This window comes from Psychromonas sp. SP041, from assembly GCF_000470315.2.
Classification (GTDB): Bacteria; Pseudomonadota; Gammaproteobacteria; order Enterobacterales; family Psychromonadaceae; genus Psychromonas.
This window is the reverse complement of sequence record NZ_CBRF02000022.1, coordinates 76,600-82,606: the sequence shown is the minus strand read 5'-3', so window position 1 is coordinate 82,606 and position 6,007 is coordinate 76,600. Positions and strand designations below refer to the sequence as shown.

The 6,007-nt window shown below is 34.1% G+C and carries 5 protein-coding genes and 1 pseudogene; 4 read left to right on the top strand and 2 right to left on the bottom strand.

All coding sequences use genetic code 11. The annotated features are described in order from the left end of the window. The 4 genes and pseudogenes from SP041_RS21060 to SP041_RS13120 form a co-directional block, all read left to right on the top strand. Window positions 1-235, top strand: a pseudogene (locus SP041_RS21060) (IS4 family transposase); the annotation flags it as partial. 424 nt (window positions 236-659) lie between these two features. Next, the gene (locus tag SP041_RS13130) at window positions 660-1,085 is read left to right on the top strand and encodes a hypothetical protein (RefSeq protein WP_025564664.1); all 426 of its coding nucleotides are present in this window, start codon (window positions 660-662) and stop codon (window positions 1,083-1,085) included. A gap of 410 nt (window positions 1,086-1,495) precedes the next feature. Next, window positions 1,496-2,179, top strand: coding sequence for an SDR family NAD(P)-dependent oxidoreductase (locus SP041_RS13125; RefSeq protein WP_025564663.1), 684 nt, complete (start codon window positions 1,496-1,498; stop codon window positions 2,177-2,179). A 325-nt stretch (window positions 2,180-2,504) separates the two neighbouring features. Next, a complete protein-coding gene (locus SP041_RS13120; RefSeq protein WP_025564662.1) occupies window positions 2,505-3,452 on the top strand; it encodes a metal-dependent hydrolase in 948 nt (315 codons plus the stop codon). A gap of 358 nt (window positions 3,453-3,810) precedes the next feature. Here SP041_RS13120 and SP041_RS13115 read toward each other — a convergent pair whose 3' ends face one another. Together SP041_RS13115 and SP041_RS13110 are read right to left on the bottom strand one after the other, a co-directional pair. Then, window positions 3,811-5,520 carry a GGDEF domain-containing response regulator gene (locus tag SP041_RS13115; protein ID WP_025564661.1) on the bottom strand — a complete coding sequence of 570 codons (1,710 nt, stop codon included), beginning with the start codon at window positions 5,518-5,520 and terminating at the stop codon, window positions 3,811-3,813. Window positions 5,521-5,577: 57 nt separating this feature from the next. Continuing rightward, the gene (locus SP041_RS13110; protein ID WP_170968552.1) at window positions 5,578-6,006 is read right to left on the bottom strand and encodes a response regulator; all 429 of its coding nucleotides are present in this window, start codon (window positions 6,004-6,006) and stop codon (window positions 5,578-5,580) included. Between the last annotated feature and the right edge of the window lies 1 nt (window position 6,007).

Below are 6,007 nucleotides of genomic sequence, written 5' to 3'. Positions count from 1 at the left end.
AGCGAAGGTTGAACCTACACGGATCAGTTTCACTGCTGCCATTTGTATTATAGATACACAAATAAGAGCCTATGCACTATCAGGTAATGGGACCATTCCGAAAAAACTTCAACTTATGCGAGAAGATATTAAACATTTTATTTTACCCAAAAAAAGAAAACACCGAACGTTTTCACGTTCAGTGCTCTATATTCCATCTAGATATCCGTTAAGATATAAGCCTAAAATCTCTTAACCGAACGGCATTGTTCTTTTAGTCGGTCTTTACTCTTATTCATAGCGATTATTAGTTAATAATTGCATTTTTCGTCATATTCTCCGCTTTTATTGATACCGTTAAAATAAGTAAATTTCTTTTATACTTATACCTATTATGTGATATTTTTTTGATTGATGTGATTTTTTGATGTATGGTGTGCGCAAATTAAGTAATGCTTTATTTTTGTTGTATTATTAAATAAAAAATTATTTTTTTACTGTTAACTCATTGTACATAAAGGTTTTTGTACATTAATTTCAAATTGATACTTAATGATCTTTATTCTTAAATATTTGATGTTTTTTAAAGCATTAAGGTTTAAAGGGTATGAGTTATTCATCTAAATAATATAAAGAACTAGTCGTTAATCTTCGATGATGTAAATTTAAAGGAATATGTAATGAAGTTTGTAAAATTTGCCGTATTGGCTCTTGCTGTTTTAATAACATCTGGATGTGCAGGCGGGTTAAATTCGATGCAAGAAAGGGAATATAAAGCATTTGAAAACGAAGGTGTTTTAATCGAAGAAAAAACACCAATGGTAGGTGCTGTATTAGGTATTTTACCAGGGTTTGGTTCTTTTTATGCTAGAGAGCCTGGCTATGGAGTAGTAAATTTATTATTTTGGCCTATTTCTGTCTTATGGGATCCTGTAAGTGGTTATAGTGGCTCTAAGTCAATCAACTACGATACAACTAAGAGTTATTTAAGAAAAGAAAAAAACAAAGAGTTAGTTATTTTGGAAGACTTATTAGTTAGTAAGCAAATTGATAGCACTAGGTATCTTTTAGAAAAAAGAAAAATTGAGCAAAAATACGAGTATTAAAAAATACTTAGTCGATTTGAAGTTTATGTGAAGCATATTAAATACATATACTTTATTTGATAATTTACATTCTATCTTTTGCGAGGCTATTTAGCTTGTTAAAAGGTAGAATGTTCTTATTACACGTTACACCTTATTGAATATTACTCATCCTTACCAATATCAACAACCTCACTAATATCAGTTTCATTCATTAACGTTTAAGCATCCCTAAAAATGAAATATTAGCGCTTAATTCAGCTTATTCAATGTTCTATCCATAAAGCTATTTGATAGCATGATATTTTTATTTTCTGATCTTTTTTTTGTTATTTTTTAACCTTTATTTTTAACATGATAACAATATCTATTGGACTATCTTTTAGTAGATAGTTAAAGTGAATGACCATTACTCATCCATAAGGTGTTATATGACTCAATCTCTTCCTCTAGCTATAATTGCTGGTGCAGGCCCTGGTTTAGGGAATACATTATTAAGTCGCTTTAAAGATCGTGGTTATCAGGTTGTTGGCTTAAATCGTTCGTTACCTTCAAAAACAGATTTTGATATTCGTGTGGTTGATTTAACCGATGAGCAAGCAACGAAGGCGGTAATCGACGCCTTGATAAAAGAATATGGTACGCCGAAAGTCGTTGTCCATAATACCGCTCAATTGGTGATTAAACCTTTAGCTGAAACAACGAGCGATGATTTTGAAGCTTGTTGGCGTAGCATGGCGTTATCTGCATTTGTATTAGCGAAGTCATTAATGCAACCAATGGTAGATAATGGTAGTGGTACGTTTATTGTTTCAGGAGCGACCGCGAGTTTACGTGGTAGTGCTAAGTTTTCTGCTTTCTCTTCAGCTAAGTTTGCATTGAGGGGCTTAACGCAATCACTCGCTCGTGAGTTTCAACCTCAAGGTGTACATATTGTTCATAGCATATTAGATGGCATCATTGATACCGATAACAGCCGCTCTTTACATAGTATGGATCCCGATAAAATGATGAAGCCAGAAGATATTGCTGATGTGTATTTTGGACTTTGTGAGCAACCTAGATCAACATGGACGCATGAATGTGATTTACGCCCATTTGATGGGAGCTTTTAATAGGAATTTTAATAGAAAGCTTAATATAAAGTTTAATAGCGGCTCAGTATTAAAGGCAGTTAACTCATTTTATAAAGCAAACTTCGGTTTGCTTTTTTTGTGCGAGAAGCAAAGCTTAATAGGGATAATTCATAGAGACAATTAGCGACAGTTGAATGCACTTAAATACAGTTGGATGCACTTGAATATAGTTGAGCATAGTAGGATTGAAATTTTTATCAAAAATGGACGGTCTTCTTAGCGGCTAATTATTAGTCTATTTCAAATGTTTTTACATGCACGTCACATGCTTTTTTATATTCATATATGTGGTTAAAGGATATTGATGGATTCAGTCAGTCAAATTGTATTAGGTGCGAGTATTGCTGCGGTTATTGCCCATAAACAGTTGGGACACAGTACGCTTGTTATTGGTGCTGTACTTGCGACATTACCTGATTTAGATGTTTTATTACCTGCAACCGATGCTGTGACACGTTTTACAGATCATCGTAGTTTTTCACACTCATTGTTTATTTTGTTCCCTTTTGCTTTTATTTGCTTTGCATTTTTAAAATTCAGCTTTAAAAGAAAACGTACAAAAGTAATTATTTCTAATCAGCGTCTATTTTGGTTATGTTGTTTACCTTTAGTGACTCACCCGATGCTTGATGCCTTTACCAGTTATGGCACACAGTTATTCTGGCCGTTAGCCGTTCACCCACTCTCTATTGCTTCTATTTTTGCAGTTGACCCTTTGTATACCTTGCCTTTGTTAATTGGCTGCGTTTATCTATGGCGAAATGGTGAGAATGAAAAGAAAGCTAAAGCAAGGCGTATTAATCAAATCGGTTTAATACTAAGTAGTGGTTATTTGTTGTTAGGTTTATTCCTACAAACTCAGGTACAAAAAAGAGTAGAGGCTGTCTTGCAAGTCAATAATATTGCGCAGGATAAAATATTTATTTCACCACTGTATCCAAGTCTTAATTGGTGGGGCGCTATCGTGGTTGATAATGGTGTTTATTACAATGTGGAGGTGAATGTACTGACCAGTACTTCTGAGCTATCGGTAAAACAAGATTTAGGTTATGGTCAACTCGATGTTTATCCTCCTGCGTTAACTTCTCTTGACTGGTTTACTAATGGCTTTATTCGCTTAGAAAATATTGATGGGCAATTGGTAGCTACTGATTTGAGAATGAAAACAGGGCAGTTAGATTATGCTTTTAAATTTGCATTAGCAGAGAAGCGCAATGATGGTTGGAAAGCGATATCACCGCTCAGGTTGTAAAATAAAGTTATTTGAATAAAGAAGTTAAAAAATGATGGTTAATTAAGTAACCTCAGTTCTGGATAAGCAAAGCGATACTACACCATTATTTCCACGAATTTCTGCGTTAAATTATCTCTCAATAACCTGTTATTGAGAGATAATTTGCCTTGAACTACGCAAAACTAACGGCACTATATAGTAAAAAATATAACCTTATTATGTTAAATCTAATTCCGCTTTCATTAACCTAAATTGAGGTTAAGTATTGAATTTAAGTGCTTTAAAGCAATATTCAATACAGCTGCTATTTCCTGTTTTTAATAAAATGATAGCAACCTTGATTAATGCCATCTTGTTAGTGACGACCGTGTTTCATTTAAAGGGATAAAACTTCTAAAAAATAACGACTTTCTAACTCGTTTACTGAAAGCGGTTTATCAAAGTAATAACCTTGCATTTTATCAACACCTAGCTTTATGCAGAGGTTGAGATCGATTTCCGTTTCAATACCCTCAGCAATAACATCTAGCTCTAAGGACTGAATCATAACCACTAAGCCCGTTAAAAAAGGTTTAGTATTATCCTTAGGTAAAGCGCTTGGCATTAGGCTTTTATCGACTTTAACTGTATTAATTGGAAAGCGGTGCAAATGAGAGATAGAAGAAAAGCCTGTTCCAAAATCATCTAATGAAATTTTACATCCTAAATTACTAATACTTTGAATCATTTTAGTGCTGTTTTCTTGTTCCACTAATAAAGCGGTTTCAGTTAATTCAAACTCAATTTGTGAAGCATCTACATTGTGCGTCTTTAATATCAATTTTATATACTCAATTAACCCTTCGTCGGTTAATTGGATTGAGGATAAGTTGATCGACATAGTCAATGTTGAGCCTTGTATTCTCTGCCAAGCACTCAACTGTTTAACCGCTTCTGTTATAACCCAACGTCCGATATCTATAATTAATCTCGATTTTTCAGCGACGGGAATGAATATATCAGGTCGTTGGCTAATGCCTTCAACATCAAAACGTATCAATGCTTCAACACCGGTTATGTTACCGTTTTTTGAGCCAATCACAGGTTGATAGAGTAAGTAAAAGTCATTGTTTGTTAGTGCACTTCGTAATTGATTTTCAATTAAGAAGTTTTCTAAAAATATTTCTTGCATTTTTTTTTCGAAAAAACAAAATTGACTACGACCATCACTTTTAGAACGATACATCGCAATATCTGCATATTTAAAGAGCTCTTTTACGTTGGTGCTGTCACTTGGGCATAATGCGATACCGATACTCGCCCCTGAAGAGATGACATGAGAACCTATTTCAAAAGGTTTTTGTAGTGCCTCTATGATGCGTTTTGCAACGGCACTGGCTCCAAAGGATGATTCTAAATTAGTAAGAGTGATGGCAAATTCGTCTCCGCCTAAACGTGCAAATAGTTCACTGCCACGTAAACAACTGGTAATACGTTTTGTCACTGCAATTAATAACTGATCACCTATATCGTGTCCGTAGTTATCGTTAACGAATTTAAAATAATCTAAATCTATTAATAGCAAGGCGAGCTTACTCTGCTCTCTTTGTTGTTTTTTTATTTCGTGACATAAAGACTCATCAAAATAATAGCGGTTAGCTAAACCGGTTAAATTATCTCGTTCTGCAAGTTCTTTGGTTCGCTGATGACTACGAAGTAGCTCTTTTTCTAAGGAAACACGTACTTGAGCATTAGCAATTGCTCTTTGTAATCTAAAGGCATTGATTTCAGTTTTAACTAAGAAGTCTTGTGCCCCTGCATTAATACTACTGATTGCTAATTCATCTTCTTTAGAGGTACTCATCATAATAACAACGGTACTTTCTTTAGCTGGCATGCTTTTTAATTCAATTAACAGTTCGATACCGTTACGTTGTGGTAAGTTATAATCGAGTAACACAACATCAAATACAGTATGAGCTAATACTTCAAGTGCTCTATCTACCATATCAACTTGTGTAATATTACATAGAATCTCGCTACGACTTAATGCCCTTACAATCGTCTCTCTATCGATTATATCATCATCAACAATGAGTATATTCATATCACTACCATATCCTTAAATCCTAACGTTGACCTGTGAACATTATTATTTTAGTTTTTATTCTTCGTTTAAATGCACTATTTCAAAATAGTTTTTTAACATGTTCACAAGCCCTGAAAATCTATCTCCGGTTTCTCCTTTGACAAAGTAACCTGCAATATGTTCACCATAACTGGATGCGATGTCTGATTTAGCTTTAGACGTCGTCAATACAAAAACAACTAAGTCTGATAGCAAAGGATCTGCTCGTAATGTTTGTAAAAATTCGATCCCTCCCATTCTTGGCATTTGTAAATCAAGAATAATCACCAATGGTTGAGTGACCTTTTTTTCTTTTAACAACGCTAATGCTTCGATACCGTCATATACCCTTACTACAGGGTTGGTAATATTTTGTTTCTTGAAGCTACGTTTGATTGTCATTGCATCAATATCGTCGTCTTCTACGAGTAACAATGTAATTTTATCTGCATTTTTCACATTCATT

Coding starts and splice junctions, on each gene's coding strand:
- SP041_RS13120 (WP_025564662.1), top strand. CDS start 2,505: ATGGATTCAGTCAGTCAAATTGTATTAGGTGCGAGTATTGCTGCGGTT.
- SP041_RS13130 (WP_025564664.1), top strand. CDS start 660: ATGAAGTTTGTAAAATTTGCCGTATTGGCTCTTGCTGTTTTAATAACA.
- SP041_RS13110 (WP_170968552.1), bottom strand. CDS start 6,006: ATGAATGTGAAAAATGCAGATAAAATTACATTGTTACTCGTAGAAGAC.
- SP041_RS13125 (WP_025564663.1), top strand. CDS start 1,496: ATGACTCAATCTCTTCCTCTAGCTATAATTGCTGGTGCAGGCCCTGGT.
- SP041_RS13115 (WP_025564661.1), bottom strand. CDS start 5,520: ATGAATATACTCATTGTTGATGATGATATAATCGATAGAGAGACGATT.